This window comes from Streptomyces sp. MS06 (assembly GCF_047200655.1).
In the GTDB taxonomy this organism is placed as follows: domain Bacteria; phylum Actinomycetota; class Actinomycetes; order Streptomycetales; family Streptomycetaceae; genus Streptomyces.
Window position 1 is genome coordinate 1 of record NZ_JBJZOJ010000050.1, and the last position, 26061, is coordinate 26061.

The 26061-nt window shown below is 71.3% G+C and carries 25 protein-coding genes and 1 pseudogene; 24 read left to right on the top strand and 2 right to left on the bottom strand.

Translation table 11 applies throughout. From position 1 onward, the window contains the following. The 3 genes from ACL02U_RS24010 to ACL02U_RS24020 all read left to right on the top strand — a co-directional run. Nucleotides 1–1293, top strand: a 1293-nt coding sequence (locus ACL02U_RS24010; RefSeq protein WP_412792984.1) for a site-2 protease family protein, incomplete at its 5' end; no start/stop codon positions are given. A gap of 44 nt (nt 1294–1337) precedes the next feature. Further along, a complete protein-coding gene (locus ACL02U_RS24015) occupies nt 1338–2240 on the top strand; it encodes a tRNA (adenine-N1)-methyltransferase (protein ID WP_412792985.1) in 903 nt (300 codons plus the stop codon). Between the two features lie 205 nt (nt 2241–2445). After that, nucleotides 2446–3024 (top strand): hypothetical protein, encoded by a 579-nt coding sequence (locus ACL02U_RS24020; protein WP_412792986.1) that lies wholly within the window; start codon nt 2446–2448, stop codon nt 3022–3024. Between the two features lie 73 nt (nt 3025–3097). Here the strand turns inward: ACL02U_RS24020 and ACL02U_RS24025 are convergent, their stop codons facing one another. Further along, the gene (locus ACL02U_RS24025) at nt 3098–3403 is read right to left on the bottom strand and encodes a ferredoxin (protein WP_412792987.1); all 306 of its coding nucleotides are present in this window, start codon (nt 3401–3403) and stop codon (nt 3098–3100) included. 243 nt (nt 3404–3646) lie between these two features. On the opposite strand from ACL02U_RS24025, the gene arc reads away from it, so the two are divergent. The 6 genes and pseudogenes from arc (at nt 3647) to prcA (ending at nt 9655) form a co-directional block, all read left to right on the top strand. Further along, nucleotides 3647–5413, top strand: coding sequence for a proteasome ATPase (gene arc, locus ACL02U_RS24030; protein ID WP_412792988.1), 1767 nt, complete (start codon nt 3647–3649; stop codon nt 5411–5413). Nucleotides 5414–5647: 234 nt separating this feature from the next. Further along, nucleotides 5648–7159: a depupylase/deamidase Dop gene (gene dop, locus ACL02U_RS24035; RefSeq protein WP_412792989.1), complete on the top strand. Its 1512-nt coding sequence runs from the start codon at nt 5648–5650 to the stop codon at nt 7157–7159. 188 nt (nt 7160–7347) lie between these two features. Continuing rightward, nucleotides 7348–7566: a ubiquitin-like protein Pup gene (locus ACL02U_RS24040; RefSeq protein WP_412792990.1), complete on the top strand. Its 219-nt coding sequence runs from the start codon at nt 7348–7350 to the stop codon at nt 7564–7566. A gap of 294 nt (nt 7567–7860) precedes the next feature. Beyond that, nucleotides 7861–8051: pseudogene (locus tag ACL02U_RS24045) on the top strand (endonuclease domain-containing protein); the annotation flags it as partial. Continuing rightward, nucleotides 8003–8848, top strand: coding sequence for a proteasome subunit beta (gene prcB / locus ACL02U_RS24050; RefSeq protein ID WP_412792991.1), 846 nt, complete (start codon nt 8003–8005; stop codon nt 8846–8848). The pseudogene ACL02U_RS24045 and the gene prcB, both read left to right, overlap by 49 nt. A 63-nt stretch (nt 8849–8911) precedes the next feature. Then, nucleotides 8912–9655 (top strand): proteasome subunit alpha, encoded by a 744-nt coding sequence (prcA, locus tag ACL02U_RS24055; RefSeq protein WP_412792992.1) that lies wholly within the window; start codon nt 8912–8914, stop codon nt 9653–9655. A 220-nt stretch (nt 9656–9875) separates the two neighbouring features. Here the strand turns inward: prcA and ACL02U_RS24060 are convergent, their stop codons facing one another. Continuing rightward, on the bottom strand, nt 9876–10892 hold the full coding sequence (locus ACL02U_RS24060; RefSeq protein WP_412792993.1) for a LacI family DNA-binding transcriptional regulator: 1017 nt from the start codon (nt 10890–10892) through the stop codon (nt 9876–9878). Nucleotides 10893–11087: 195 nt separating this feature from the next. Between ACL02U_RS24060 and ACL02U_RS24065 the strand changes: the two genes are divergently transcribed. From ACL02U_RS24065 to ACL02U_RS24135, 15 genes are all read left to right on the top strand, one after another. After that, nucleotides 11088–12347: an MFS transporter gene (locus ACL02U_RS24065; protein WP_412792994.1), complete on the top strand. Its 1260-nt coding sequence runs from the start codon at nt 11088–11090 to the stop codon at nt 12345–12347. A gap of 9 nt (nt 12348–12356) precedes the next feature. After that, entirely contained in the window at nt 12357–13718 is a 1362-nt protein-coding gene (gene pafA, locus ACL02U_RS24070) for a Pup--protein ligase (protein ID WP_412792995.1), read from the top strand. Between the two features lie 145 nt (nt 13719–13863). Beyond that, complete coding sequence (locus tag ACL02U_RS24075; RefSeq protein WP_412792996.1) at nt 13864–14868, top strand: FKBP-type peptidyl-prolyl cis-trans isomerase; 1005 nt, start codon at nt 13864–13866, stop codon at nt 14866–14868. 94 nt (nt 14869–14962) lie between these two features. Next, on the top strand, nt 14963–15337 hold the full coding sequence (locus tag ACL02U_RS24080) for an FKBP-type peptidyl-prolyl cis-trans isomerase (RefSeq protein ID WP_412792997.1): 375 nt from the start codon (nt 14963–14965) through the stop codon (nt 15335–15337). 149 nt (nt 15338–15486) lie between these two features. Continuing rightward, nucleotides 15487–16440, top strand: coding sequence for a helix-turn-helix transcriptional regulator (locus ACL02U_RS24085; protein ID WP_412792998.1), 954 nt, complete (start codon nt 15487–15489; stop codon nt 16438–16440). Between the two features lie 19 nt (nt 16441–16459). Next, nucleotides 16460–17533 (top strand): helix-turn-helix transcriptional regulator, encoded by a 1074-nt coding sequence (locus ACL02U_RS24090; protein WP_412792999.1) that lies wholly within the window; start codon nt 16460–16462, stop codon nt 17531–17533. Further along, nucleotides 17530–17820, top strand: a complete 291-nt coding sequence (locus tag ACL02U_RS24095) for a hypothetical protein (protein WP_412793000.1) — start codon at nt 17530–17532, stop codon at nt 17818–17820. Before ACL02U_RS24090 ends, ACL02U_RS24095 begins: the two co-directional genes overlap by 4 nt. A 20-nt stretch (nt 17821–17840) precedes the next feature. Then, nucleotides 17841–18035 (top strand): hypothetical protein, encoded by a 195-nt coding sequence (locus ACL02U_RS24100; RefSeq protein ID WP_412793001.1) that lies wholly within the window; start codon nt 17841–17843, stop codon nt 18033–18035. Nucleotides 18036–18289: 254 nt separating this feature from the next. Further along, entirely contained in the window at nt 18290–18568 is a 279-nt protein-coding gene (tatA, locus tag ACL02U_RS24105; RefSeq protein ID WP_412793002.1) for a Sec-independent protein translocase subunit TatA, read from the top strand. Nucleotides 18569–18615: 47 nt separating this feature from the next. Further along, the gene (gene tatC, locus ACL02U_RS24110; RefSeq protein ID WP_412793003.1) at nt 18616–19563 is read left to right on the top strand and encodes a twin-arginine translocase subunit TatC; all 948 of its coding nucleotides are present in this window, start codon (nt 18616–18618) and stop codon (nt 19561–19563) included. A 105-nt stretch (nt 19564–19668) separates the two neighbouring features. Further along, the gene (locus ACL02U_RS24115; protein ID WP_412793004.1) at nt 19669–22521 is read left to right on the top strand and encodes a DEAD/DEAH box helicase; all 2853 of its coding nucleotides are present in this window, start codon (nt 19669–19671) and stop codon (nt 22519–22521) included. Between the two features lie 426 nt (nt 22522–22947). Beyond that, nucleotides 22948–24573, top strand: coding sequence for a sensor histidine kinase (locus ACL02U_RS24120; RefSeq protein WP_412793005.1), 1626 nt, complete (start codon nt 22948–22950; stop codon nt 24571–24573). Continuing rightward, complete coding sequence (locus ACL02U_RS24125) at nt 24570–24977, top strand: roadblock/LC7 domain-containing protein (protein ID WP_412793006.1); 408 nt, start codon at nt 24570–24572, stop codon at nt 24975–24977. Before ACL02U_RS24120 ends, ACL02U_RS24125 begins: the two co-directional genes overlap by 4 nt. Continuing rightward, nucleotides 24974–25381 carry a DUF742 domain-containing protein gene (locus ACL02U_RS24130; RefSeq protein WP_412793007.1) on the top strand — a complete coding sequence of 136 codons (408 nt, stop codon included), beginning with the start codon at nt 24974–24976 and terminating at the stop codon, nt 25379–25381. The genes ACL02U_RS24125 and ACL02U_RS24130 overlap by 4 nt, the downstream gene beginning before the upstream one ends. Beyond that, nucleotides 25362–25982, top strand: coding sequence for a GTP-binding protein (locus ACL02U_RS24135; protein ID WP_412793008.1), 621 nt, complete (start codon nt 25362–25364; stop codon nt 25980–25982). Before ACL02U_RS24130 ends, ACL02U_RS24135 begins: the two co-directional genes overlap by 20 nt. Nucleotides 25983–26061: the final 79 nt, after the last annotated feature.

Here is a 26061-nt window from a genome sequence, read left to right on the forward strand (position 1 = left end):
CCGGAGCCCGCCGGGGCGCGACCGGATCGCGGAGCGGGACGGGACGGCCGGCACACCACCGGCGAGCCCGGGGCGGCCCAGGAGCGGACCCTCGCCCACTCCGGTACCGGCGCCCACCCCCCGCAGCGGCCCGAGCCGCGAGGCGGACTCCTCATGGGCCGCCCGTTCGGCGTGCCGGTGTACGTCGCGCCCAGCTGGTTCCTCGTCGCGGCACTGATCACCTGGGTGTTCGGCGGGCAGCTCGACCGGGTGCTGCCCGAGCTGGGCGCGGCCCGCTACCTCGTCTCCCTCTTCTTCGCCGTCGCCTTCTACGCCTCCGTCCTCGTCCACGAGCTGGCCCACACGGTCGCCGCGCTGCGCTTCAAGCTGCCCGTCCGCCGCATCCAGCTCCAGTTCTTCGGCGGGGTCTCCGAGATCGAGAAGGAGGCCGAGACGCCCGGCCGCGAGTTCGTGCTCGCCTTCGTCGGCCCGCTGCTCTCCCTGGTCCTCGCCGGAGTGTTCTACCTGGCCATGCGGCCCGTCGAACCCGGCACCGTGCCCGGAGTGCTGCTCGCCGGGCTGATGGTCTCCAACCTCATCGTCGCCGTCTTCAACCTGCTGCCCGGCCTGCCGCTGGACGGCGGCCGGATGCTCCGGGCCGTCGTCTGGAAGATCACCGGCCGGCCCATGAGCGGCACCGTCGCCGCCGCCTGGGTCGGCCGAGCCCTCGCCGTGTCCGTCCTGGTCGGCCTGCCCCTGCTCACCCAGTCCGGCGCCCTCGGCTCCACCGCCGCGGACAACGTCGGCATGGACACCGTCACGGACGCGCTGCTCGCCGCGATCCTCGCCGCGATCATCTGGACCGGCGCCGGCAACAGCCTGCGCGTCGCACGCCTGCGCGAGCACCTCCCCGAACTGCGCGCCCGCAACCTCACCCGGCGCGCCGTCCCGGTGAACACCGACACCCCGCTGTCGGAGGCCCTGCGCCGCGCCAACGACGCCGGCGCCCGGGCCCTGGTCGTCGTCGACGCCGTCGGCACGCCGGTCTCCCTCGTCCGCGAGGCCGCGATCGCCGGGGTCCCCGAGCACCGCCGTCCCTGGGTCGCGGTGAGCGGGCTCGCGCAGGAGATCACCGAGGGCATGCGGGTCTCCGCGGAACTCGCCGGAGAGGACCTGCTGGAGGTGCTGCGCGCCACGCCCGCCACCGAGTACCTGGTCGTCGAGGGCGGCGGCGAGATCTACGGGGTGCTCTCCGCCGCGGACGTGGAGCGGGCCTTCGTGCGGGCCATGGCCCGGCCCTCGGCCGCCTCCTGAGGAGTGTGGTCGGCGGGGTCCGTGAAGGCCGGTAGGCTGGTCACATGTCCGAACCGACCGGTGCCGCCCGCAGGCGCGGGCCCTTCAAGGTCGGGGACCAGGTACAGCTGACCGACCCCAAGGGCCGCCACTACACGTTCACGCTCGAGGCCGGGAAGAACTTCCACACCCACAAGGGTTCCTTCCCGCACGACGAACTGATCGGCGCTCCCGAGGGCAGCGTTGTCCGCACCACCGGGAACGTCGCCTACCTCGCGCTGCGCCCCCTGCTCCCCGACTACGTCCTGTCCATGCCCCGCGGGGCGGCCGTCGTCTACCCGAAGGACGCGGGGCAGATCCTCGCCTTCGCCGACATCTTCCCCGGCGCCCGCGTCGTCGAGGCCGGTGTCGGCTCCGGCTCGCTCAGCGCCTTCCTGCTGCGCGCCATCGGCGACCAGGGCATGCTGCACTCCTACGAGCGCCGCGCCGACTTCGCCGAGATCGCGCAGGCCAACGTGGAGCGGTACTTCGGCGGCCCGCACCCCGCCTGGCGGCTCACCGTGGGCGACCTGCAGGACAACCTGTCCGACACCGAGGTGGACCGGGTCATCCTCGACATGCTCGCCCCCTGGGAGTGCCTGGAGGCCGTCTCCAAGGCCCTCGTCCCCGGCGGCATCGTGTGCTGCTACGTCGCCACCACCACCCAGCTCGCCCGGACCGTGGAGTCCATCCGCGAGATCGGCGGCTTCAACGAGCCGACCGCCTGGGAGACGATGATCCGCAACTGGCACATCGAGGGGCTGGCCGTCCGGCCCGATCACCGGATGATCGGGCACACCGGCTTCCTCCTCACCGCCCGCCGCCTGGCCGACGGGGTCGAGCCGCCGATGCGCCGCCGCCGCCCCGCCAAGGGCGCCTACGGCGAGGACTACTCAGGCCCCAACGCCGGCGGGGGCACCCCCCGCTGAGGAGGAGCCCTCCGCGAGGCCAATCCGACGACGCCGTGGCCGAGTTCCCGCAGCCCTGCGGGAACTCGGCCACGGCGTCCTCACGTTGTCGGCCGGTTCGGCGGCCGACCGGGACCGGCCGCCACCCCGCCGTTCCCTCGCACTGTGACGTGTGGCACGATGCTGGCCACCCCCACCGGCACAGCCCTCGCAGGAGACACTCCTAGTGCAGCCCTCCGCCGTCCCGGAACTGGCACATACCCAGGCGCGCCCGATCCACTGGCTCGCCACCGCGACCGCCGTCGCCGGCGTCGTCGCGCTGTCCTCGCTCCTGCAGCCCCATCCGGCGACGGCCGCGCCGCCCTCCGGCACCCGGGCCCGTTCGGTGTCCGGGTCCGCCGTGCCGCCCACCACCGCCGGTGTCGCCTTCCCGCTGGACTGCGGTCCCGTACAGGCGAAGGTGGTCAGGACGGCCACCGGGGACCTCGACGGGGACGGACGGCCGGAGACCGTCGCCGTCGTGCACTGCGACGCCCCCATGGGCACTCCGCCCGACGGCGTCTACGTCCTCACCCAGGGGCCCCGCGCGACCCGGCCCCGGATCGTCGCCACGCTGGTCAGCCCCGGGGAGCGCACCACCGTCACCTCGGTCGACATCCGCGACCGCGCGGTGCTCGCCACCGTGCTCGGCTACTCCACGGACGACGTGCCCGCCTGCTGCCCCGACCTGAAGAGCGAGGCGCAGTGGGAGTGGAAGGACGGCGTGTTCGTGCGGTCGAAGGCGGCCGGGGCCCGCAGCGTCTGAGCCACACCATCGGGTGTCTGTGACGCATCACACATTCGAACCCCGCGCACGCGGGGTGTGCGGGGGGAACCGCTCACGCCGCGTCGGGGCCGTGGACCTCGGTCCTGTCCGAAACCCGACGGACATGGATGCACTCGCCCGGGCACTCCCGGACCGAGTCGACCACGTCGGTCAGCAGCGGCAGCGGGACCGGGGCCGTCGCACCCGGTGCCTGGAGCAGTTCCTCGTCCGCGCCCTTGACGTACGCGAGACCGTCGATGTCCAGCTCGAACACCTCGGGCGCGTACTGGGCGCAGATGCCGTCGCCGGTGCACAGGTCCTGATCGATCCAGACCTCGAGCGCCTCGCCGCCGGTTCCTGCCTCCTGCTGCACGCTCATCTCTCCTGCTGTTTTGTGCCGAGCCGCTCGGGAACGATGCAGGCTCTGACGGGTGTTGAACACTGTGAGCCTACCTCCGCCCGCTTTCCAATCATGTTCGGTGGGTATTCCCCTGGCGTGAGGGAGAGCGCAAGGGTGAAGATCGGACACACCCCGACCGTCTTTCTGATCTAGGGGTTTCAATCAACACCCACCCAGGTAGGGTCTGGAAGCGTCCAGCTCCCCTTGGAGGAGGTGAGGACCGTGGCAGCCCACGACGACGACATGAACCGCGGCATCCGCCCGGGACGCGGGTCCGACGACCCGGCCGGGCAGATCGCCTATCTTGAGCAGGAGATCGCCGTCCTGCGACGCAAGCTCGCCGACTCTCCGCGACACACGAGGATTCTCGAGGAGCGGATCGTCGAGCTGCAGACCAACCTGGCCGGCGTGTCCGCCCAGAACGAGCGACTGGCCAACACGCTCCGTGAGGCCCGCGACCAGATCGTGGCCCTCAAGGAGGAGGTCGACCGGCTCGCGCAGCCTCCGGCCGGCTTCGGCGTCTTCCTGCAGGCGAACGAGGACGGCACCGCCGACATCTTCACCGGCGGCCGCAAGCTCCGCGTGAACGTCAGCCCCGGCGTCGAGCTCGACGAGCTCCGGCGCGGCCAGGAAGTCATGCTCAACGAAGCGCTGAACGTGGTCGAGGCCATGCTGTTCGAGCGCGTCGGCGAGATCGTCACCCTCAAGGAGGTCCTGGAGGACGGCGAGCGCGCCCTGGTGCTCGGGCACACCGACGAGGAGCGGGTCGTCCGGCTCGCCGAGCCGCTGCTGGGCGTCACCGTCCGCGCCGGCGACGCGCTGCTGCTCGAACCGCGCTCCGGCTACGTCTACGAGGTCGTGCCCAAGAGCGAGGTCGAGGAACTCGTCCTCGAAGAGGTGCCCGACATCGGGTACGAGGCCATCGGCGGCCTCGGGGGCCAGATCGAGGCCATCCGCGACGCGGTCGAGCTCCCGTACCTCTACCCGGACCTGTTCCGGGAGCACGAGCTGCGCCCGCCCAAGGGCGTGCTGCTCTACGGACCCCCCGGATGCGGCAAGACGCTGATCGCCAAGGCCGTGGCGAACTCGCTGGCCAAGAAGGTCGCCGAGGTCACCGGGCAGGCCGCGGGCAAGAGCTTCTTCCTCAACATCAAGGGCCCGGAGCTGCTGAACAAGTACGTCGGCGAGACCGAGCGGCAGATCCGCCTGGTCTTCCAGCGGGCCCGGGAGAAGGCCGGCGAGGGCACCCCCGTCATCGTCTTCTTCGACGAGATGGAGTCCCTCTTCCGCACCCGGGGCTCCGGTGTCAGCTCGGACGTGGAGAACACCATCGTCCCGCAGCTGCTCGCCGAGATCGACGGCGTCGAGGGCCTGGAGAACGTGGTCGTGATCGGCGCCTCGAACCGCGAGGACATGATCGACCCGGCGATCCTGCGCCCCGGCCGGCTGGACGTCAAGATCAAGATCGAGCGCCCGGACGCCGAGGCCGCCAAGGACATCTTCGGCAAGTACCTCACCGAGCGCCTTCCGCTGCACTCCGAGGACCTCGCGGAGCACCAGGGCGACAAGCCGGCGACGGTTCAGGCCATGATCCAGACCGCGGTCGAGCAGATGTACGCGGAATCCGAGGAGAACCGCTTCCTGGAGGTCACCTACGCCAACGGTGACAAGGAAGTCCTCTATTTCAAGGACTTCAATTCCGGTGCCATGATCGAGAACATCGTGGGCCGCGCCAAGAAGATGGCGATCAAGGACTTCCTGGACATGGAGCAGAAGGGTCTGCGCGTCTCCCACCTGCTCCAGGCCTGCGTGGACGAGTTCAAGGAGAACGAGGACCTGCCCAACACCACCAACCCGGACGACTGGGCCCGGATCTCCGGAAAGAAGGGCGAGCGGATCGTCTACATCCGCACCCTCATCACCGGAAAGCAGGGCGCGGACACCGGACGCTCCATCGACACCGTGGCCAACACGGGGCAGTACCTGTAAAAGACAGGGCGGCTGCGGGTGTCCCCACCGGGTACCCGCAGCCGACTGCTTTTCGGGCCACGGCCTGACCAAGGCAATGACGCAAATGATCTCCCTACCAGTGCAAAGGCGTTCTAGGCTCTTTCGTACCGCCGGGTTGCGCAGTGCGGGGACGGGCACCGCACAGCCACCCGAGCACCAGCGGTACTTGAGCGGCGCCTACGACCGAGGGCGCCGCCGGGCAAGGAGGGCCGCATGACCGTACGGCGAGTAATGGGCATCGAGACCGAGTACGGCATCTCCGTTCCCGGTCACCCCAACGCCAATGCCATGCTCACCTCATCCCAGATCGTCAACGCCTACGCCGCGGCGATGCACCGGGCCCGACGCGCCCGCTGGGACTTCGAGGAGGAGAACCCGCTGCGCGACGCGCGAGGCTTCGACCTCGCCCGAGAGACCGCCGACGCCAGCCAGCTCACCGACGAGGACATCGGCCTGGCCAACGTCATCCTGACCAACGGTGCGCGGCTCTACGTCGACCACGCCCACCCCGAGTACAGCGCACCCGAGGTCACCAATCCGCGGGACGCCGTGCTCTGGGACAAGGCGGGCGAGCGGATCATGGCGGAGGCGGCGGACCGCGCCGCCCAGCTTCCCGGTGCCCAGCCGATCCACCTCTACAAGAACAACACCGACAACAAGGGCGCCTCCTACGGCACGCACGAGAACTACCTGATGAAGCGGGAGACCCCCTTCTCGGACATCGTGCGCCACCTCACGCCCTTCTTCGTCTCCCGCCAGGTCTTCGCCGGGGCCGGTCGCGTCGGCATCGGGCAGGACGGGCACGAGCACGGCTTCCAGCTCAGCCAGCGCGCGGACTACTTCGAGGTCGAGGTCGGTCTGGAGACCACGCTCAAGCGACCGATCATCAACACCCGCGACGAACCGCACGCCGACGCGGAGAAGTACCGCCGCCTGCACGTGATCATCGGGGACGCGAACCTCTCCGAGATCTCGACGTACCTCAAGCTGGGCACCACCGCCCTGGTGCTGTCCATGATCGAGGACGGCTTCATCGCCGTGGACCTGGCCGTCGACCAGCCGGTGCGCACGCTCCACCGGGTCTCCCACGACCCGGGTCTCAAGCGGCTGGTCACCCTCCGCAGCGGTCGCACACTCACCGCGGTACAGCTCCAGATGGAGTACTACGAGCTGGCGCGCAAATACGTGGAGGAGCGGTACGGCGCCGACGCCGACGACCAGACGAAGGACGTCCTCGGGCGCTGGGAGGACACCCTCACCCGCCTGGAGAACGACCACATGAGTCTGGCCGGCGAGCTGGACTGGGTCGCCAAGCGTGAGCTCATGGAGGGCTACCGGCGCCGGGACGGCCTCGACTGGGACGCGGCCCGTCTGCACCTGGTCGACCTGCAGTACGCCGACGTGCGCGCCGACAAGGGGCTCTACAACCGCCTGGCGGGCCGAGGGCGCATGAAACGGCTCCTGGACGAGGCCGAGGTCGAGCGGGCCAGGACCGCGCCCCCAGAGGACACCCGCGCCTACTTCCGCGGACGCTGCCTGGAGCAGTACGCCGACGACGTGGCCGCCGCCTCCTGGGACTCGGTCATCTTCGACCTGCCGGGGCACGACTCGCTCCAGCGGGTGCCAACCCTGGAACCGCTACGCGGAACGCGAAATCACGTCAAGGAGCTCCTCGACCGCTGCCGCACGGCGGACGACCTGGTCAGGGTGCTGTCCGGGGGCTGAGCGGGTACACGGTCGATCCCGGCCGGACGGGTGGAAATCCCCCCGGCCGGGAATCATCGAGACGGGCCCCGTGCGTTGCGCAAACTGGGGGGCCGATGTCGGACCCGGCTTGTAGGGTCTGATCACCACCGATCGGCAGGAATGCCGACCTGCCGACCCATGTCGGGCGAAAGAGCGGGGTGAGGGTTATGGCGACCAAGGACACCGGCGGCGGCCAGCAGAAGGCCACGCGCTCAACCGAGGACGTCGAGGAGCAGGCGCAGGACGCGCAGGGCGCGGACGACCTCAAGGAGCGCCAGGAGAAGCTGAGCGACGACGTGGACTCCGTGCTGGACGAGATCGACGACGTGCTCGAGGAGAACGCCGAGGATTTCGTTCGGAGCTTCGTCCAGAAGGGCGGCGAGTAGCCTTCGAAGCGAAGGCCGCGAGAGCTCTCCGGGTGACAGGTGCAGGCGTGCTGGGTGCTGCCCTCGGTGCGTGCGGCACGGGCGGCGGGCAGCGTGCGTGTGGGAAGGGCCGGGCGGCGATCCCGCCCCCGGCGCTCTTCCGGTCCTGCCACCGGGGGAGCCGTCCACCGCGGACACGGGACGTCCGCGGCAGCGCGAGCGCCGGTACGGCGCCGCGGGGGCCGGGGCGACCGTTCGGCCGCGCCCGCGTCGCGGGTGCGCCCGCCGGCGGTCGCGCGCGATCCGCGGGCAGGACCGTCCGTTCATGTGGATCACTGCCGGAAGACGGGTAGGGTCCCTGGCGTACCGTGCTTCAACTGCAATTCGGCCATCGGTAAGTTGAGAGACGACGACCCCGCTCCACCCGCCGGGCAGTCGCCTACCTGGAAGGAAAGTCGTGGAAGCCAACACTCGTAGCACCGGGCGTCTGCCAGCTGCCTTCCTGACGCCGGGATCCTCCTCCTTCATGGACTTCCTGTCGGACCACCAGCCCGAGATGCTGCCCGGCAAGCGGCAGCTCCACCCGACCAAGGGCGTGATCGAGGCCCCGCACGGCACGACGATCGTGTCCGCGACCTTCCCGGGGGGCGTCGTCCTCGCGGGCGACCGGCGGGCCACCATGGGCAACGTCATCGCCCAGCGCGACATCGAGAAGGTGTTCCCGGCGGACGAGTACTCGGCCGTGGGCATCGCCGGCACGGCCGGCCTGGCCGTGGAGATGGTGAAGCTGTTCCAGCTCGAGCTGGAGCACTTCGAGAAGGTCGAGGGAGCCCAGCTGTCCCTCGAGGGCAAGGCGAACCGGTTGTCCACCATGATCCGCTCCAACCTGGGCATGGCCATGCAGGGCCTGGCCGTGGTGCCCCTCTTCGCCGGCTACGACGTGGACCGCGGCAAGGGCCGCATCTTCTCCTACGACGTCACCGGCGGGCGCACCGAGGAGCGCGGGTTCGCGGCCACCGGTTCGGGCTCCGTGTTCGCCCGCGGCGCGATGAAGAAGCTCTTCCGCGAGGACCTCACCGAGGACGACGCCACGACGCTCGCCGTGCAGTCCCTGTACGACGCGGCCGACGACGACTCCGCGACCGGCGGACCCGACATCGCCCGCCGTATCTACCCGATCATCACCGTGATCACCGAGGACGGTTTCCGCCGGCTCACCGAGGACGAGACCGCGCAGATCGCCCGCACGGTGCTGGACCGGCGCCTGGAGCGTCCGGACGGCCCGCGGGCCGCCCTGCTCTGACGCCGGGCCCGGTCTTGTTGTCGAGGTGATCCAGTGACATCCACAGAAAGGGACGGATAACCGGTGTCGACGCCGTTCTATGTCTCACCCCAGCAGGCGATGGCCGACCGCGCGGAGTACGCCCGCAAGGGCATCGCGCGCGGACGCAGCCTGGTCGTCATGCAGTACGCCGACGGCATCGTGTTCGCCGGCGAGAACCCGTCCCGGGCGCTGCACAAGTTCAGCGAGATCTACGACCGGATCGGCTTCGCCGCGGCCGGCAAGTACAACGAGTACGAGAACCTGCGCATCGGCGGTGTGCGCTACGCCGACCTGCGCGGATACACCTACGACCGGGACGACGTGACCGCCCGCGGGCTGGCCAACGTCTACGCCCAGACGCTGGGCACCATCTTCTCCTCGGCGGCCGAGAAGCCGTACGAGGTGGAGCTGGTGGTCGCCGAGGTCGGCGAGGAGCCGGAGGGGGACCAGATCTACCGCCTGCCGCACGACGGCTCGATCGTGGACGAGCACGGCTCGGTGGCGGTCGGCGGCAACTCCGAGCAGATCAGCGGCTTCCTCGACCAGCAGCACCGGGACGGCATGAGCCTGGCGGAGGCGCTGCAACTGGCGGTGCGGGCGCTCTCCCGGGACACCAACGGCTCCCAGCGCGACATCCCCGCAGAGCGCCTCGAGGTGGCGGTGCTGGACCGCACCCGCCCGCAGCAGCGCAAGTTCAAGCGGATCGGCGGCGCCCAGCTGGCCCGGCTGCTGGAGGCCGGCAGCACCGCGACCGAGGCCGAGAGCAGCGAGGACGACGAGAAGTAGTACGGCACCGCGGGGCCCCGACGGCACCGTGGAAGCGGTCCGCAAGGACCGGCAGCCCCCACCCGCCCCGACGGTGCCCCGGCCGAAGCAGTCCCGGCCGGGGCACCGGGCGTACGCGGGGCCGCGCCTCCGGGTGCCCGCCTCCGGCCGCCTATGGGATGCGGCCGCCTGGGCCGCCGCCCGCCTCCGGTCCTGCCCGGGGCCCGCGGTCCCGGAGGGCTCAGGGCGTCCCCGGCGGTGCCGTGGAGCCGCGCACGACGAGCTGCACGGGGATGTCGCCCCCGGCCGGGGTGCCGCCCTCCAGGACGGCCAGCAGGGCCTGCATGCCCCGTTCGCCGAACAGCTCGGCGTCCAGGCGGACCGTGGTCAGCTCCGGGTCGATGGCGGTGGCCAGGGCCAGGTCGTCCAGCCCGGTGACCGAGACGTCCTCGGGGACGCGCAGGCCGGCGCGGCGGATCGCCTTGTAGGCGCCGGCCGCGAGCTTGTCGTCGTCGCAGACGACCGCGGTGGGCCGGGGGCCCGGGCCGCCCAGCGCCGCCAGGGTGGCGGACACGGCACCGTCGATGGAGATGGGCGCCCGTGCGGTGCGTACCCGGGCCCCGGGGACCGCGGCGGCTCGGCGGGCCAGCTCCCGCGCGCGCACCTCGAAGGTCCAGGAGGCCACGTCGGCCGCCAGGTGCAGCAGCCGCCGGTGGCCGAGATCGAACAGGTGCTCGCAGAGCTGGCGGACGCCGTCGGCGATGTCCAGGTTGACGGTGGCTCCGCCGAGGCTGCCGGCCGGATCGCTGTCCAGCATCACCAGCGGAAGCTGGTCGCCGCGAATGGCGGCGAGGGCGTCGGCGGCCATCGACGAGGCGATGACCCCGTCCAGCGCGGCCTGGGCGGAGGCGAAGGGGTCGCGGGCCGGCCCGATGCCCTCGGGCGAGGGGTAGAGGACGACGCCGAAGCCGTGGGCGGCGGCGACGCGCGCGGCGCCGGTGTAGACCCCCGCGAAGAACTCCGTGGTCAGCGCCGGCACCACGAGCAGGACGGTGCGGGTCCGACCGAGGCGGAGGTTGCGCGCGGCCAGGTTCGGGCGGTATCCCAGCTCGCGCGCCGCCGCGCGGACCCGGTCCGCGGTGGCCGCGGAGACCCGGCCGCGCCACTTCTCGCCGAGGACCAGCGAGACGGCGGCCTGGGAGACGCCGGCCGCCTGTGCGACGTCCCGGCTCGTGGGCCGGGTGCTGCTGCGTGCCACCGTCCGCCTGCTCCTTCTCCTGGTCGTACGCCGCGGGCGGGCCGAAACCGGGCCCGTCGGCCTCCGGTCCGCCACCGCTTCGCAGCGGCGGTCCCGCCCGGCCCGCCCGCGGCCGCACCTGGACTCCTGAACAGCGCACATGGTACGTATAGCAGCGGTAGTTATACGTAAAACCCAGTCGAGCCGGAGGGCGACATGGCCGCGGGATACCTGGAGATCCTCAAGGCGAAGCATGCCGCCCGGCTGCTGACCGGCACCCTGGTGGGCCGGCTGCCCAATGCCACCGCCGCCCTGGCGATCGTGCTCTTCGTGCGGGCCGAGGGCGGCAGCTACAGCCTGGCCGGCGTCCTGGCGGGCGTGTACGGCCTCGCCAACGCCGTCGGGCAGCCCGTACTGGGCCGCCTGGTCGACCTGCACGGCCAGCCGCGCGTCCAGCTCCCCGCCGCCGTGCTGTCGGCCCTCGCGGCGGCGGCCTTCGCGCTCACCGGAATCGACCCGCGCTGGCCGGCGTACCCGGCCGTCGCCGCAGCCGGACTGCTCACACCGCCCCTGGAGGGAGGCCTGCGCGCCCTGTGGCCGCAGGTGCTGCGCGGCCGGAAGCAGGTGCAGACCGCCTACGCCATGGACGCGGTGGCGCAGGAGGTCATGTTCACCGTGGGACCGCTGCTGGTGACGCTGTGCGTGTCCCTGGCGTCGGCGCGGGCCGCACTGCTGGTGCTCAACGCCGCCGGCGTGCTCGGCGCCCTGTCCGTGGTGGTCTCTCCGCCCGCCCGGGCCTGGCGCTCGGCACCGCGCGAGGCGCACTGGCTCGGCGCGCTGCGGTCGCCGGGGCTGCTAGCCCTGCTCGCCGCGTTCCTGTTCGTGGGCGTGGCGCTGGGCTCCATCACGGTGGCCGCGGTGCCGTACGCCGACGGCCACGGCGGCGACGCCGTGTACGGCTGGCTGATGGCCGCGCTGGGCCTGGGCGCCCTGGTCGGCGGCACCGTCTACGGCGCACGGCAGTGGACCGGCGCTCCCGAGCGGAGACTGCGGCTGCTGGTCGGGTTCCTGGCGGTGTGTTACCTGCCGCTGACCCTGATGCCGGACGTGCCCGGCATGGTGGCGCTGGCCGCGCTCGCCGGGGTGTTCCTGGCGCCCGCCATCGCCTGCGCCTTCGTCCTCGTCGACCGGCACGCGCCCGGCGGCACGGTCACCGAGGCCTTCTCCTGGCTGGTGACCACCTTCACCGTCGGCGCCTCGGTCGGAACGGGCCTGGCGGGTCCGGTCGTCCAGTCGGGCGGGGCGCTGTGGGGGTTCGCGCTGCCGGGCGCCGCGGGCGCGGTGTCGCTGCTCGTGCTGACCGCGACCGGGAGGGTCCTCGCAGCTCCCGCGCGGACCGCGGTGATTGCGGCTTCACCGGAAAATGATCCGAATCGTGCTGCCGAACCCCGTTTCAGTTCGGGTGATCGGGCGTAATGTTCAGTCATGGACCGCCGCATCTTCGGGCTGGAGAACGAGTACGGCGTCACGTGCACGTTCAGGGGACAGCGCCGTCTGTCGCCTGACGAGGTGGCGCGCTACCTCTTCCGCCGTGTCGTGTCATGGGGCCGCAGCAGCAATGTGTTTCTGCGGAACGGCGCCCGCCTCTATCTCGACGTGGGATCCCATCCGGAATACGCGACACCCGAATGTGACAACGTGATCGAACTGGTCACCCACGACAAGGCCGGCGAGCGCATTCTCGAAGGCCTCCTGGTGGACGCGGAACGCCGCCTGCACGAGGAGGGAATCGCGGGCGACGTCTACCTCTTCAAGAACAACACCGACTCGGCCGGCAACTCCTACGGCTGCCACGAGAACTACCTGGTGGCCCGGCACGGGGAGTTCTCGCGGCTCGCGGACATCCTCATCCCGTTCCTGGTGACGCGGCAGCTGCTGTGCGGAGCGGGCAAGGTCCTGCAGACCCCGCGCGGTGCCGTGTACTGCGTCAGCCAGCGCGCCGAGCACATCTGGGAGGGCGTCTCCTCGGCCACCACCCGCTCCCGGCCCATCATCAACACCCGCGACGAGCCCCACGCCGACGCGGAGCGCTACCGCCGGCTGCACGTCATCGTCGGCGACTCCAACATGTCGGAGACGACGATGCTGCTGAAGGTCGGCGCGACCGACCTGGTGCTGCGCATGATCGAGGCGGGCACCGTGATGCGGGACCTGACCCTGGAGAACCCGATCCGGGCGATCCGCGAGGTCAGCCACGACACCACCGGCCGCCGCAAGGTCCGCCTGGCCAGCGGCCGGGAGGCCTCCGCACTGGAGGTGCAGCGGGAGTACTACGAGAAGGCCGTGGACTTCTGCGAGCGCCGAGGCATCCGCACCGGCACCGTCGAACGGGTCCTGGAGCTGTGGGGCCGCACGCTGGACGCGATCGAGACCGAGGACCTCGACCGCATCGGCACCGAGATCGACTGGGTCATGAAGTACAAACTGATCGAGCGGTACCGCAGCAAGCACAACCTGACCATGTCGCATCCGCGGGTCGCCCAGATAGACCTCGCCTACCACGACATCCACCGGCGTCGCGGCCTGTACTACCTGTTGGAGAGGAAGGGGCAAGCCACCCGCGTCTGCAACGACTTGAAGATCTTCGAGGGCAAGTCGGTCCCACCGCAGACCACTCGGGCGCGGCTGCGCGGCGACTTCATCCGCCGCGCCCAGGAGCAGCGCCGCGACTTCACCGTGGACTGGGTGCATCTGAAACTCAACGACCAGGCGCAGCGCACGGTGTTGTGCAAGGACCCGTTCCGGTCGGTGGACGACCGGGTGGAGAAGCTGATCGCCGGGATGTGAGCGGCACACCGGTCCGACAATTCCCGGATCGGGCGAATCACCGGAACGCCACACGGGCGCCGTACGTTCTGCGTACGGCGCCCTTCTCACACCGTAGAGTTGCGCGCACCCCACCGTCGAGAACGACCGATTACGAGGCTCTGCCGTGCGCCGACGTTCCCTCTTCCTTGCCGCCGTCCCCGCGTCCCTGGTCGCCCTCGCCGGGTGCGGAGGCAACAGCTCCGACTCGAGTACGGCGTCCGACGGGGCGTCGCCCTCGGCCTCGGGGACCTCGGCCCCGCCACCGCCGAAGATCGTCGACGGTCCGCTGCCGGCGATCACCGCGGGCACCGGTTTCGACCAGAAGCCCACGGTCGCCAAGGGGCCGGGCGACCCCTCGGACCAGCTCGCCGTGAAGACGGTGATCGCCGGCGGCGGCGCGACGGTCGCGGAGAACGACTACATCCAGGCGAACTACCTGGCGCAGATCTGGGACACGGCCAAGGTCGTCGGCAACTCCTACGACCAGAAGACGCCCCTGGTGGCCCAGCTCGCCCAGGGCGGCGTCTTCGAGGGCTGGCGGTACGCCCTGACGGGCAAGAAGACCGGCAGCCGGGTGCTCTTCTCGGTCCCGCCCACCTGGGGGTACGGCTCCGACGGCAATCCCCAGGCCGGCATCAAGGGCACCGACACGCTGGTGTTCGTCTTCGACCTGCAGGCGACCTTCAACGCCAAGAGCTCCGCCAAGGGCAGCGAGGCCGCCCAGGACGACGCGGCCCTGCCCAAGATCGGCACCAACACCGACGGCAAGGCGCCCTCCATCGAGATCCCCGACACGGACCCGCCGAAGAAGCTGGTGTCGGGCTACGTCATCGAAGGCGACGGCGAGCCGGTGAAGGCGGAGAACAGCCTGCTGGTGCAGTACAAGGGCGTGGTGTGGAACACCGGCAAGGAGTTCGACTCGACCTACCAGCGCAAGCAGCTCGCCTCCTTCTCCCTGCAGCAGGTCGTCAAGGGCTGGGCGCAGGGCCTGACGGGCAAGAAGGTCGGCAGCCGCGTCCTCATCGTCATCCCGCCGGCCCTCGGATACGGCGACAACCCGCCTGCCGGCAGCGGCATCGAGAAGGACTCCACCATGGTGTTCACGGTCGACATCCTCGCGAAGATGTGACCCCCGCCGCCCGGTGGGCCCGTGGCGGGCGCCGGCCCGGAGCGGATGAAAGACTGGGGCCGTTCCTTGTCGTACACAAGCAGGAGCTAGAGACGTGAACATCGAGAAGCCCGAGATCGACTTCCCGGGCGGTCAGCCCCCGGCCGACCTCGAGATCAAGGACATCTGGGAGGGCGACGGCCCCGAGGCCAAGGCGGGCGACACCGTCTCGGTCCACTACGTGGGCGTGGCCTTCTCCAGCGGTGAGGAGTTCGACGCGTCCTGGAACCGCGGCACGCCGCTGCAGTTCCAGCTCGGTGTCGGCCAGGTCATCACCGGCTGGGACAAGGGCGTGCAGGGCATGAAGGTCGGCGGCCGCCGCCAGCTGACGATCCCGCCCCACCTGGCCTACGGCGACCGCGGTGCGGGCGGCGGCCGGATCCAGCCGGGCGAGACGCTGATCTTCGTCTGCGACCTCGTCGGGGTCTGACCGGCGGACCGGCACGGCGTCCGTGAACCGACCGGACGCGATCAACCGAGGCCCATGCCTGTCCGGGCATGGGCCTCGGCTTTTGTCACGGCACACCGGGGCGGTACGGTCATCGGTCGTAGGCTCCATGGGGAAGGCGAAGGGCGTCGATGGCCATTGCCAAGGCCGAGCGGCTGATGAACCTGGCACTGTGTCTGCTCGGGACACGGCGACCACTCAGCAAGCGCGAGCTGCGCGAGTCCATCGAGGCCTACGTGGAGGCGGGGACCGACGAGTCCTTCAACCGCATGTTCGAGCGGGACAAGGACGACCTCCGCGAGCTCGGCCTGGTCATCGACACCGTGGAGAGCCTCGACGGCGAGGTCGGCTATCTGGCCCGCCGCGACAGCAACCGACTGCCGCCGATCACCCTGGACGCCGAGGAGGCCGCCGCGCTCGGCCTGGCGGCCAAGGTGTGGCAGCAGGCCCGGCTGGCCGGCGCGGCCAGCGGCGCACTGCAGAAGCTGCGCGCCGCCGGGCTGCCCGAGGGCGTCGACCCGTACGAGGCGCACGGCGCGCTGGAGCCGCGCATCCCGGTGCACGAGGCCGCCTTCGAGCCGCTGATGCTGGCCTGCCGCGACCGCCGCCCGGTCGCCTTCGACTACCGCAAGGCCAATGCCGCCCAGCCGGAGATCCGGCAGGTGGAGCCGTGGGTGCTGGAGTGCTGGCGGGGACACTGGTACCTGGCGGGATTCGACCGGACCCGCGGCGCCGAACGCGTCTTCCGGCTGTCCCGGATCACCGGCAGGGTGCGCTCCCGGGCCGGCCGCTTCACCGCGCCGGTGCCGGACGTCGTCACCGTCCGGGAGACCGTGGCGAGCTGGGCGGGGGAGTCCGCCGAGCGTTCGGCGCTGATCCGGCTGCGTTCCGGCGCCGGTTACCCCCTTCGGGCGAGGGCCACCGCGGTCCGGGAACTCGACGGGGGCTGGGACGAGTTGGAGATTCCGTACGGGCACGGTCTGGACGCGTGGCTGGTGGAGTTCGGTCCGGACGTGGTGGTCCTGGAGCCCGAGGAGCTGCGGGCCGACGTAGTGGACCGGCTGCGGGCCGTGGCGAAGAACTGAGGGGGAGCGGAGCAGGACAGTGGCAGGAAAACCGGCGCGGCCCGCGAGCGCCCTCGACCAGACGCGGCGGATGCTCTCCCTGGTGACCTACCTCCGGGAGCGCCCCGGCGCGCGTGTCGAGGACGTCGCGCGCGCCTTCGGCATCACCGAGGACGAGCTGGTCTCCGACCTGGACGTGCTGCCCATGTGCGGTACCAGCTTCCGCGGCGGAGACCTGCTCGACATCGACACCGACGGCGAGCGCATCTGGTGGCACAACCCGGCCGCGCTCGGCGCGGAGGCGGCGGAGCCGCTGCGGCTCGCCGCCGACGAGGCCACCGCGCTGCTGGTGGCCGCCCGCGCGGTGGCGACGCTCCCCGGGCTGCGCGAGGGCGACCGGCAGGCCCTGCTGCGGGCCACGGCCAAGGTGGAGGCCGCCGCCGGGGAGACGGCGGGGGCCAGCTCCCGGCTGTCGGTGACCTTCGAGTCCGAGGGCGGAGTCTTCGCGGACGTCGACCGGGCGATCGCCGAGCGCCGCCGGCTGTGGATCCGCTACTACTCCCCGTCCCGCGACGAGGTCACCGAGCGCGAGATCGACCCCATCCGGCTGGTCAGCGTCGGGCACACGTACGTGGAGGCGTGGTGCCGCCGCTCCGAGGCGCGCCGCACCTTCCGGCTCGACCGGGTCGCCGAGATCCGCATCCTCGACGAGTCGTCCGCGCCGCCCGAGATCGAGCTGCGGGACCTGTCCGAGGCGCTGGTCCAGCCGGCCGCCGAGGACCCCGAGGTGGTCGTCGAGGTCGGTCCGGGAGGCCGCTGGGTCGCCGAGTACTACCCGCACGACAGCGCGGAGGAACTCCCCGACGGCGGACTGCGGATCTCGCTGCGGACCCCCGAGCCGGCCTCGCTCAGACGCCTGGCACTGCGGCTCGGACGCGACGGGCGGATCGTGTCCCCGCCCGACCTGGCGGACAGCGCCCGGCGGGCCGCCGGGGAGGCCCTGGCCGCGTACGAGGACGCGGGGGCGGGCCCGGGAGGCGGATCGCGCGGCGCGCCGGGCGGCGGGCGCGGTCCGGACGGCAGTCAGCACGACAGACAGGAGCAGAGGCTGTGAGCGAGTCGGCTTCGTCGGGTGGGCGGGGCGTGTCCGTGGCGTCCGCGTTCGCGGGGATGCGCAGCGTGGCTCCGGTGATCTTCAGAGCCGGTTGCCCGGACTGCCGGGGGCGGTTCGAGCTCGGTGCGAACGCGCTGCGGCTGGCCATCGGCGCCAGCAGCCGCACCACCTTCTACTCCTTCACCTGCCCCGACTGCGGCGCCTCGGTGCGCAAGCCCGCGGGGGAGCGGATCGTGGAGCTGCTGACCGGGGGCGGCGTCCGGACCCTGCGCCTGCACTCCACCTGAGAGGGTCTAGGCTCGTCGTCATGTTCTGGCCGATGTGCGCGGTTGTCATGGGTTTCCTGGGGCTCGCCGTTCTCGGTGTGCTGGCGGTGCGGGTGTTCCTCGAGGCCCAGCGCCTGGGCCGGCAGGTCACGGACGCGGCCCGGCGCATCGGCAGGGCCGCGGACGATCTGGAACGGGCGGCGGTCGGCGCGGCCCGCGCCGCGGACTCGCTGTGAGGCGCCCGCACGGTCGGGCACGGCACCTCCCCGGGGGTTCCGGGGCGCTTCGCCCTGTCAGCGGCGCATGCACGGCAGGTACGCTTCCAAGGGAGGCCGGATACGAGGCCCGGCCCGCAGTCCGGCAGCAGGCGCGGGGATTGCCTGGCGTTTACCCGTGCGCGCTACGATCGCTGCCGGACCGGCCGGTCGGACGTGCGTCCGACGGGTCGGACGGCACCCACCCAGCCGCCTCGGTGAGAAGGTAGAGACTTATGTTCGGAAGGCTCGGAGCTCCCGAGATCATTCTCATCCTCGTCGTCATCGTTCTGCTGTTCGGCGCGAAGAAGCTTCCGGACATGGCCCGCTCGCTCGGCAAGTCCGCGCGCATCCTCAAGAGCGAGGCCAAGGCGATGAAGGACGAGGGCAGCACCCCCGCCCAGGCGCCCGCCCAGGAGGAGCAGCCCGCGACGCAGCGCACCATCCAGGCCGCGCCCGGCGACGTGACCAGCTCCCGCCCGGTCAACGAGCCCACGGACTCGACGAAGCGCTGACGCGAGGCCGGTGACCTCCGGCCCGCCGTACGAGATGGGAACGTGGGTTGCTGAAGTCTGCCCGCAAGATGGAGAGGGACCCCGAGGGGCGCATGCCCCTCGCGGAGCACCTGCGTGAGCTACGCAACCGGCTCGCGAAGGCCATGCTGGCCATCGTCGTCGTCACCGTCGTCGCCGCCTTCTTCTACAACGACATAGTCAACTTCATCACCAAGCCGATCCTGGACTCGGTCGGGTGCGACAAGACCTTCCAGCAACTGGCGAACTCCTCCTCCGGCGAGCCCTGCGCGCAGATCACCATCAACGGTCTGCTGACCCCCTTCACGCTGGCGCTGAAGGTGTCCCTGATGGCCGGTGTCGTGCTCGCCTCGCCGGTCTGGCTCTTCCAGCTCTGGGGCTTCGTCGCCCCGGGACTGCACCGGCACGAGAAGAAGTACGCGTACGCGTTCGTCGGCCTGGGCGCACCGCTGTTCCTGGGCGGCGCGTACTTCGCCTACAAGGTGCTCCCGACCACCGCCAAGGTACTGCTCGACTTCACCCCGGACGGCGCCTCCAACCTGCTGCCCCTGGACGACCTGCTCGACCTCGTCACGCGCATGGTCGTCGTCTTCGGACTCTCCTTCGAACTCCCGCTCCTGCTGATCTTCCTCAACCTCACCGGGGTGCTCAGCGGCAGCCGCATGCTCGGCTGGTGGCGCGGGATGATCCTCGGCATCACCGTCTTCGCCGCGGTCGCCACGCCCAGCACCGACCCGCTCACCATGCTCGCCCTGGCCGGGCCGATCTGGGTGCTGTACTTCGGCGCGGTCGTCTTCTCGCTGTTCAACGACCGGCGGCGGGCCCGCCGCGACGCCATGGGACCGGCCGATGACGAGGCCTCCGAGTTGGACCTCACCCCGGAGGACATCGGCGAGACCGAGGCCGTCACCGCCGGCGGCGCGGTGCCGGAGCAGCCCGGCCCGGAGCGGGTCAACGGGTACGACGACGTGACCTGACGGACGTCGCGAACCCTCCGCTTCCCGCGCCGCCGAGCGGTGCCGGTCCGCTGGCGCGCGGCCCGCACCCGGGGGTCCGGGGCCGTCCCGGACCGGATCCCGATATTGATCGGCCCGTTGTCGGTGACGCCCGGTACGCTCGAAAGCACGATGACTCAGGACCTCTCACCGGCCGAGCGGTACGCGGCAGCCCGCAGGCGTGCTGCCGAGCAGGCCACCGCCCTCGCGTCCTTCCGCGAGATGTACGACTTCGGCCTCGACCCCTTCCAGATCGAGGCCTGCCAGGCGCTGGAGTCCGGCAAGGGCGTGCTGGTGGCCGCGCCCACCGGCTCCGGCAAGACGATCGTCGGCGAGTTCGCCGTCCACCTCGCCCTCCAGCAGGGCAAGAAGTGCTTCTACACCACCCCCATCAAGGCGCTGTCGAACCAGAAGTACGCCGATCTGTGCCGCCGCTACGGCACCGGCAAGGTCGGCCTGCTCACCGGCGACAACAGCGTGAACTCCGACGCCCCGGTGGTCGTGATGACCACCGAGGTGCTGCGGAACATGCTGTACGCCGGCTCGCAGACCCTGCTGGGCCTCGGCCATGTGGTCATGGACGAGGTGCACTACCTCTCCGACCGCTTCCGCGGCGCCGTCTGGGAGGAGGTCATCATCCACCTCCCCCAGTCCGTCACCCTGGTGTCGCTCTCCGCGACCGTGTCGAACGCCGAGGAGTTCGGCGACTGGCTGGACACCGTCCGCGGCGACACCGAGGTGATCGTCGCCGAGCACCGGCCGGTGCCCCTGTTCCAGCACGTGCTCGCCGGACGGCGGATGTACGACCTGTTCGAGGAGGCCGAGGGAGGTCGCCGGGCGGTCAACCCCGACCTGACCCGGATGGCCCGGATGGAGGCGAGTCGCCCGTCGTACCAGGACCGGCGGCGCGGCCGCGCCATGCGGGACGCCGACCGGGAACGGGAACGGCGCCAGCGCTCCCGGGTCTGGACGCCGAGTCGGCCCGAGGTCATCGAGCGCCTCGACGCGGAGGGCCTGCTGCCCGCGATCACCTTCATCTTCTCCCGCGCCGCCTGCGAGGCCGCCGTCCAGCAGTGCCTGTACGCGGGGCTGCGCCTCAACGACGACGCCGCCCGGGAGCGGGTCCGCGCCCTGGTGGAGGAGCGCACCGCCTCCATCCCGGCCGAGGACCTGCACGTCCTCGGCTACTACGAGTGGCTGGAGGGCCTGGAGCGCGGGATAGCCGCCCACCACGCGGGCATGCTGCCCACCTTCAAGGAGGTCGTGGAGGAGCTGTTCGTGCGCGGACTGGTGAAGGCCGTCTTCGCCACCGAGACGCTCGCCCTGGGCATCAACATGCCCGCCCGCTCGGTGGTCCTGGAGAAGCTCGTCAAGTGGAACGGCGAGCAGCACGCCGACATCACCCCCGGCGAGTACACGCAGCTCACCGGGCGTGCCGGTCGGCGTGGCATCGATGTCGAGGGACACGCCGTGGTGCTGTGGCAGCGGGGCATGAACCCCGAGCACCTGGCGGGGCTGGCCGGCACCCGCACCTATCCGCTGCGCTCCAGCTTCAAGCCGTCGTACAACATGGCGGTCAACCTGGTCGAGCAGTTCGGCCGGCACCGCTCGCGGGAGCTGCTGGAGACGTCCTTCGCCCAGTTCCAGGCCGACAAGTCGGTCGTCGGGATCTCCCGTCAGGTGCAGCGCAACGAGGAGGGGCTCACCGGCTACAAGGAGTCCATGACCTGCCACCTCGGCGACTTCGAGGAGTACGCGCGGCTGCGCCGGGCGCTGAAGGACCGCGAGACCGAGCTGGCCCGGCAGGGCGCCACCCAGCGGCGCGCCGAGGCTGCCGTCGCGCTGGAGAAGCTCCGGCCCGGCGACGTCATCCACGTCCCGACCGGGAAGTACGCCGGCCTGGCGCTGGTGCTGGACCCGGGTCTGGCCGCCGGCCGCTCCAACGGCCACCGCGGCTTCGAGCACCACGACGGGCCCCGCCCGCTGGTCCTCACCGCGGAGCGGCAGGTGAAGCGGCTGGCGGCGATGGACTTCCCGGTGCCGGTCGAGCCGCTGCAGCGGATGCGGATCCCGAAGTCGTTCAACCCGAGGTCCCCGCAGTCCCGCCGGGACCTCGCCTCCGCGCTGCGCACCAAGGCCGGCCACCTCGTGCCCGAGCGGCATCGCAAGCGCCGCTCGCAGGCGGCCGACGACCGGGAGATCGCCCGGCTGCGCAAGGACCTCCGGGCGCACCCCTGCCACGGCTGCAGCGACCGGGAGGACCATGCCCGCTGGGCCGAGCGCTACCACCGACTGCTGCGTGACACCTCCCAGTTGGAGCGGCGCATCGAGGGGCGCACCAACACCATCGCCCGGACCTTCGACCGCATCGTGGCGCTGCTGACGGAGCTGGACTACCTGCGCGCCGACGAGGTCACGGAGCACGGCAAACGGCTCGCCCGGCTCTACGGCGAGCTGGACCTGCTGGCCAGCGAGTGCCTGCGGGAGCGCGTCTGGGAGGGGCTGAGCCCGGCCGAACTCGCCGCCTGCGTGTCGGCCCTGGTCTACGAGGCCCGGGTCAGCGACGACGCGTTGGCGCCCAAGCTGCCGTCCGGCAGGGCGAAGGCCGCGCTGGGCGAGACGGTGCGCATATGGGGGCGGCTGGACGCTCTGGAGGAGGAGTTCCGGATCAGCCAGACCGAGGGCGTGGGCCAGCGGGAGCCCGACCTCGGATTCGCCTGGGCGGCCTACATGTGGGCCTCCGGCAAGGGCCTGGACGAGGTGCTGCGCGAGGCGGAGATGCCCGCCGGCGACTTCGTGCGGTGGTGCAAGCAGGTCATCGACGTCCTGGGGCAGATCCAGGCGGCGGCCCCCGTGGAGGGTTCGACGGTGCCGAGGACCGCCCGCAGGGCCGTCGACGCGCTGCTGCGGGGGGTCGTCGCCTACTCGTCGGTGGGCTGATCCCGACCCCGTCCGCAGACGGCGACGGCGTGCGCCGCCGCGTGCGCCGTCGCCGTCTGCGCCTCCCCGTCGGCGTCCGGCCGCCGTCGGCGGGCCGGCCTCCCCCGGACCGCGCCCCCTCCCTCCGCCCGTCCCCGGCTCCGCACGGGTAGCCGGTCACCCGGCCGGAGCACCGCTCACCCGACCGGTTCCCACCCCTCGGAGTGAGCGCTTCCGCACACTTTCCCTTCGCTGCGCCGCGTGTTCGAACGGAACCCCAGCGTACAAATGGAGCCGAGGATACCCCTGGGGCGGTGGGCGTTTCAGGTGCTTCCCGAATATGACATCGCCTTGATCCTGTCGGACTAAGCTCGCCCGCAGCGCACCGAGTTGAGATGTAATCGCGCACTTGTTCCCGAACTTCCCGAAGATTCCAGAAGGTCCCCCATGGTGAGTGTCCAATCTCCTCCTGGTCGCCGCGAACTCCCTTATGCGCGCGTGCTGCTGCTGCCCGCCATAGCGATGGCCACGGCGACCGGGGCAGCCGCCGCCCTGGTGGCGGAACCGGCCCGGGCGGCCGTCGGGCTCTGCGGCGGCATCGGTACGCTCCTGGTCATCGCTACGGCCGCGGAAGTCGTACGCCGCGGCCGGCTGCTGCGTCGGGCCCACGCCGAGCACATCCGGCGCACCGCGGATCTGGAGCAGCGGGTGGCCGCGCACGAGGAGGAGAACGAGCGCCTCGCCCGCGAGCTGATGCCGGCGGCGCTGGACCGGATGCACGCCGGAAACTCACCCCTGGAGACCCTGCGCCAACTCGGCGAGGAGGATCCGCGCTTTCGTGACCTCTCCGGTGCGCAGCTGCTGGTGCTGAAGACGCTGCTGCGCCTCTCCGACCACGAGGAGGCCCTGCGCGACTCCTCGCAGCGCTCCTTCGTCAGCGTCGCCCGGCGGGTCCAGGCGATCGTCCACCAGCAGGCCGTGGAACTGCGGGAGATGGAGGAGGACCACGGCCGCAACCCCGAGGTCTTCGACGACCTGCTGCGCATCGACCACGGCACGGCGCTGATCGGCCGACTCGCCGACTCCGTCGCGGTCCTCGGCGGCGGCCGCCCCGGCCGCCAGTGGCCGCTTCCCGTGCCGCTCTACAGCGTGCTGCGCGGCGCCATGTCCCGCATCCTGGAGTACCCCCGCATCCAGCTCGACAACATCGCCAAGGTCAACATCCGCGGCATCTCCGTCGAACCGGCCATCCACGCCTGCGCCGAACTCTTCGACAACGCCACCCGCTACTCGCCGCCGCAGAGCAAGGTGCACGTCACCGCGACCGAGGTGCAGACCGGCATCGCCGTCGAGATCGAGGACGCCGGCGTCAGCCTCACCGAGGAGTCCCGGCTCCGCCTCGAGGACCAGTTGGAGAAGGCCAAGCGCGGAGTCGACCTCCAGGTCATCGGTGAGAGCCCGCGGCTCGGCCTCGCCGTCGTCGGCCGGTTGTGCACCGCGTTCAAGATGGAGGTCTCGCTGCGGCCGTCCGCCTACGGCGGCACCCGCGTCGTCCTCATCCTCCCGAGGGAGATGGTGACCTCCGACCCCGCCCCCGGGTACGCCCACGGCATCGGCGCCACCGCCCTGCCGCAGGCCGACACCGACGGCGTCGAGGGCCCCAAGCGCCCGCCCAAGCGCCGCCGCCCCACCAACCCGCGTATCCCCGCGGGCGTCTCCCTGGACGACGACGAGGTCCCCGTCGTCACCGAGTGGACGGACAAGGGCCTGCCGCAGCGCCGCAGCAAGGTCAAGACCCCGCTCAGCCAGCGCATCGCCGAACAGGCGGCCATCGAACGCGCCGAACGCGAGGGCAACCCGACGATCTGGTCGCGGCACAAGCCCGAACCCGAGCCGGAGCAGAAGGACGACCGGCCGCCCGGCCTGTGGGTGGACTCCTTCTGGGAGGGCCTGAAGAAGGACCTGCCGCCCGGCACCGACCCCACCGAGTTCACCCGCCACCCCGAGAAATTCACCTACCTGATCAGCGACTCGGCCCGCCCCGAGGCCGACGACGAGGGGGATCCCAAGTGATCGAGCAGCGACAGAACTTCGACTGGATGCTCAAGGAGCTCTACAACAGCGCTCCGGGCATCGAGATGATCGTCGTGCTGTCCGCCGACGGTCTGCGCATCGCCCGCTACGGAGGCGAGCCCGATGCGGCCGACCGCGTCGCCGCGGCTTGCGCCGGACTGCAGAGCCTGGTCAACGCGGTCTCCGAGGAGATCCCGACCACCGACGGCGAGATGAAGCTCGTCCTGGTCGAACTGAACGGCGGCTACTTCTACCTGATGGCCGCCGGCGCCAACGCCTACCTCGCGGTGCTGTCCGACATGGTCTGCGAACCCGGCCTGATGAGCCACTACATGCGCGACCTCGTCGTCAGGATCGGCTCCCACCTCACCAGCCCGCCGCGCCACAACGGGCAGACCGTATGACTCCTCCGCAACGCCAGAGGCGCCAGCCCCCGCAGGAACCACCGCTTTCCCCGCCCGACCGGCAGGACGGGGAGGGCACGGCGAAGAAGCCGGAACGGCTGTACATCATCACCGGCCCGGACGGTGAACGCGCCCCCCTCGACCTGGTCACACTGATCGTGGCCCGCGCCGACACCCCCTCGTCCGCGCCCCCGGAACAGGCGGCGGTGCTGCGGCTGTGCCTCGCCCCGCTCTCCGTGGCCGAGCTGTCGGCCTATCTCCAACTCCCGTTCAGCGCGATGACCGTGCTGCTCACCGACATGCTGGCGGCCGACCTGGTGGACGCGCGTGCACCGATCGTCCGGCAGAAGATCCCCGACCGAACCCTCCTCGAAGCGGTGATGCATGGACTTGAAAGGCTCTGACACCGTCCCCGGCCCACGGGTCGAGGACCGGCTGCCGCAGACCACCCAGGCAGCGGCGAAGATCGTGATCGTGGGAGGGTTCGGGGTCGGCAAGACCACCATGGTCGGCTCGGTCAGCGAGATCAAACCGCTGACCACCGAGGAGACCATGACGCAGGCCGGCATCGGCGTCGACGACAACTCCGGCTCCGCCACGAAGACCGCCACCACCGTGGCGATGGACTTCGGCCGCATCCGCATCTCCGACCAGGTGGTGCTCTACCTCTTCGGCACACCCGGCCAGGAACGCTTCTGGTTCCTGTGGAGCGGACTGTTCGAGGGCGCGCTCGGCGCGGTCGTCCTCGTCGACACCCGCCGCCTGGAGGTCAGTTTCGAGGTCATGGGCCGGCTGGAGGAGCGCGGCGTGCCCTTCGTGGTCGCCGTCAACACCTTCCCCGACGCGCCCCGCTACCCGGTCGACGACCTCCGTGCGGCGCTCGACCTGGCTCCGGAAGTCCCGATCATGGAGTGCGACGCCCGCCGGCGCGCCTCCAGCCGCGACGTCCTGCTCACCCTGATGCGATTCCTCCACGCCATGACCATGTCCCGCAGCATGACCTGACCTGACCTGACCTGACCTGACCTGACCTGACCTGACCTGACCCGGCCGCGGCCGGTCCCCGCCCCTGTTCCGCCGCCCC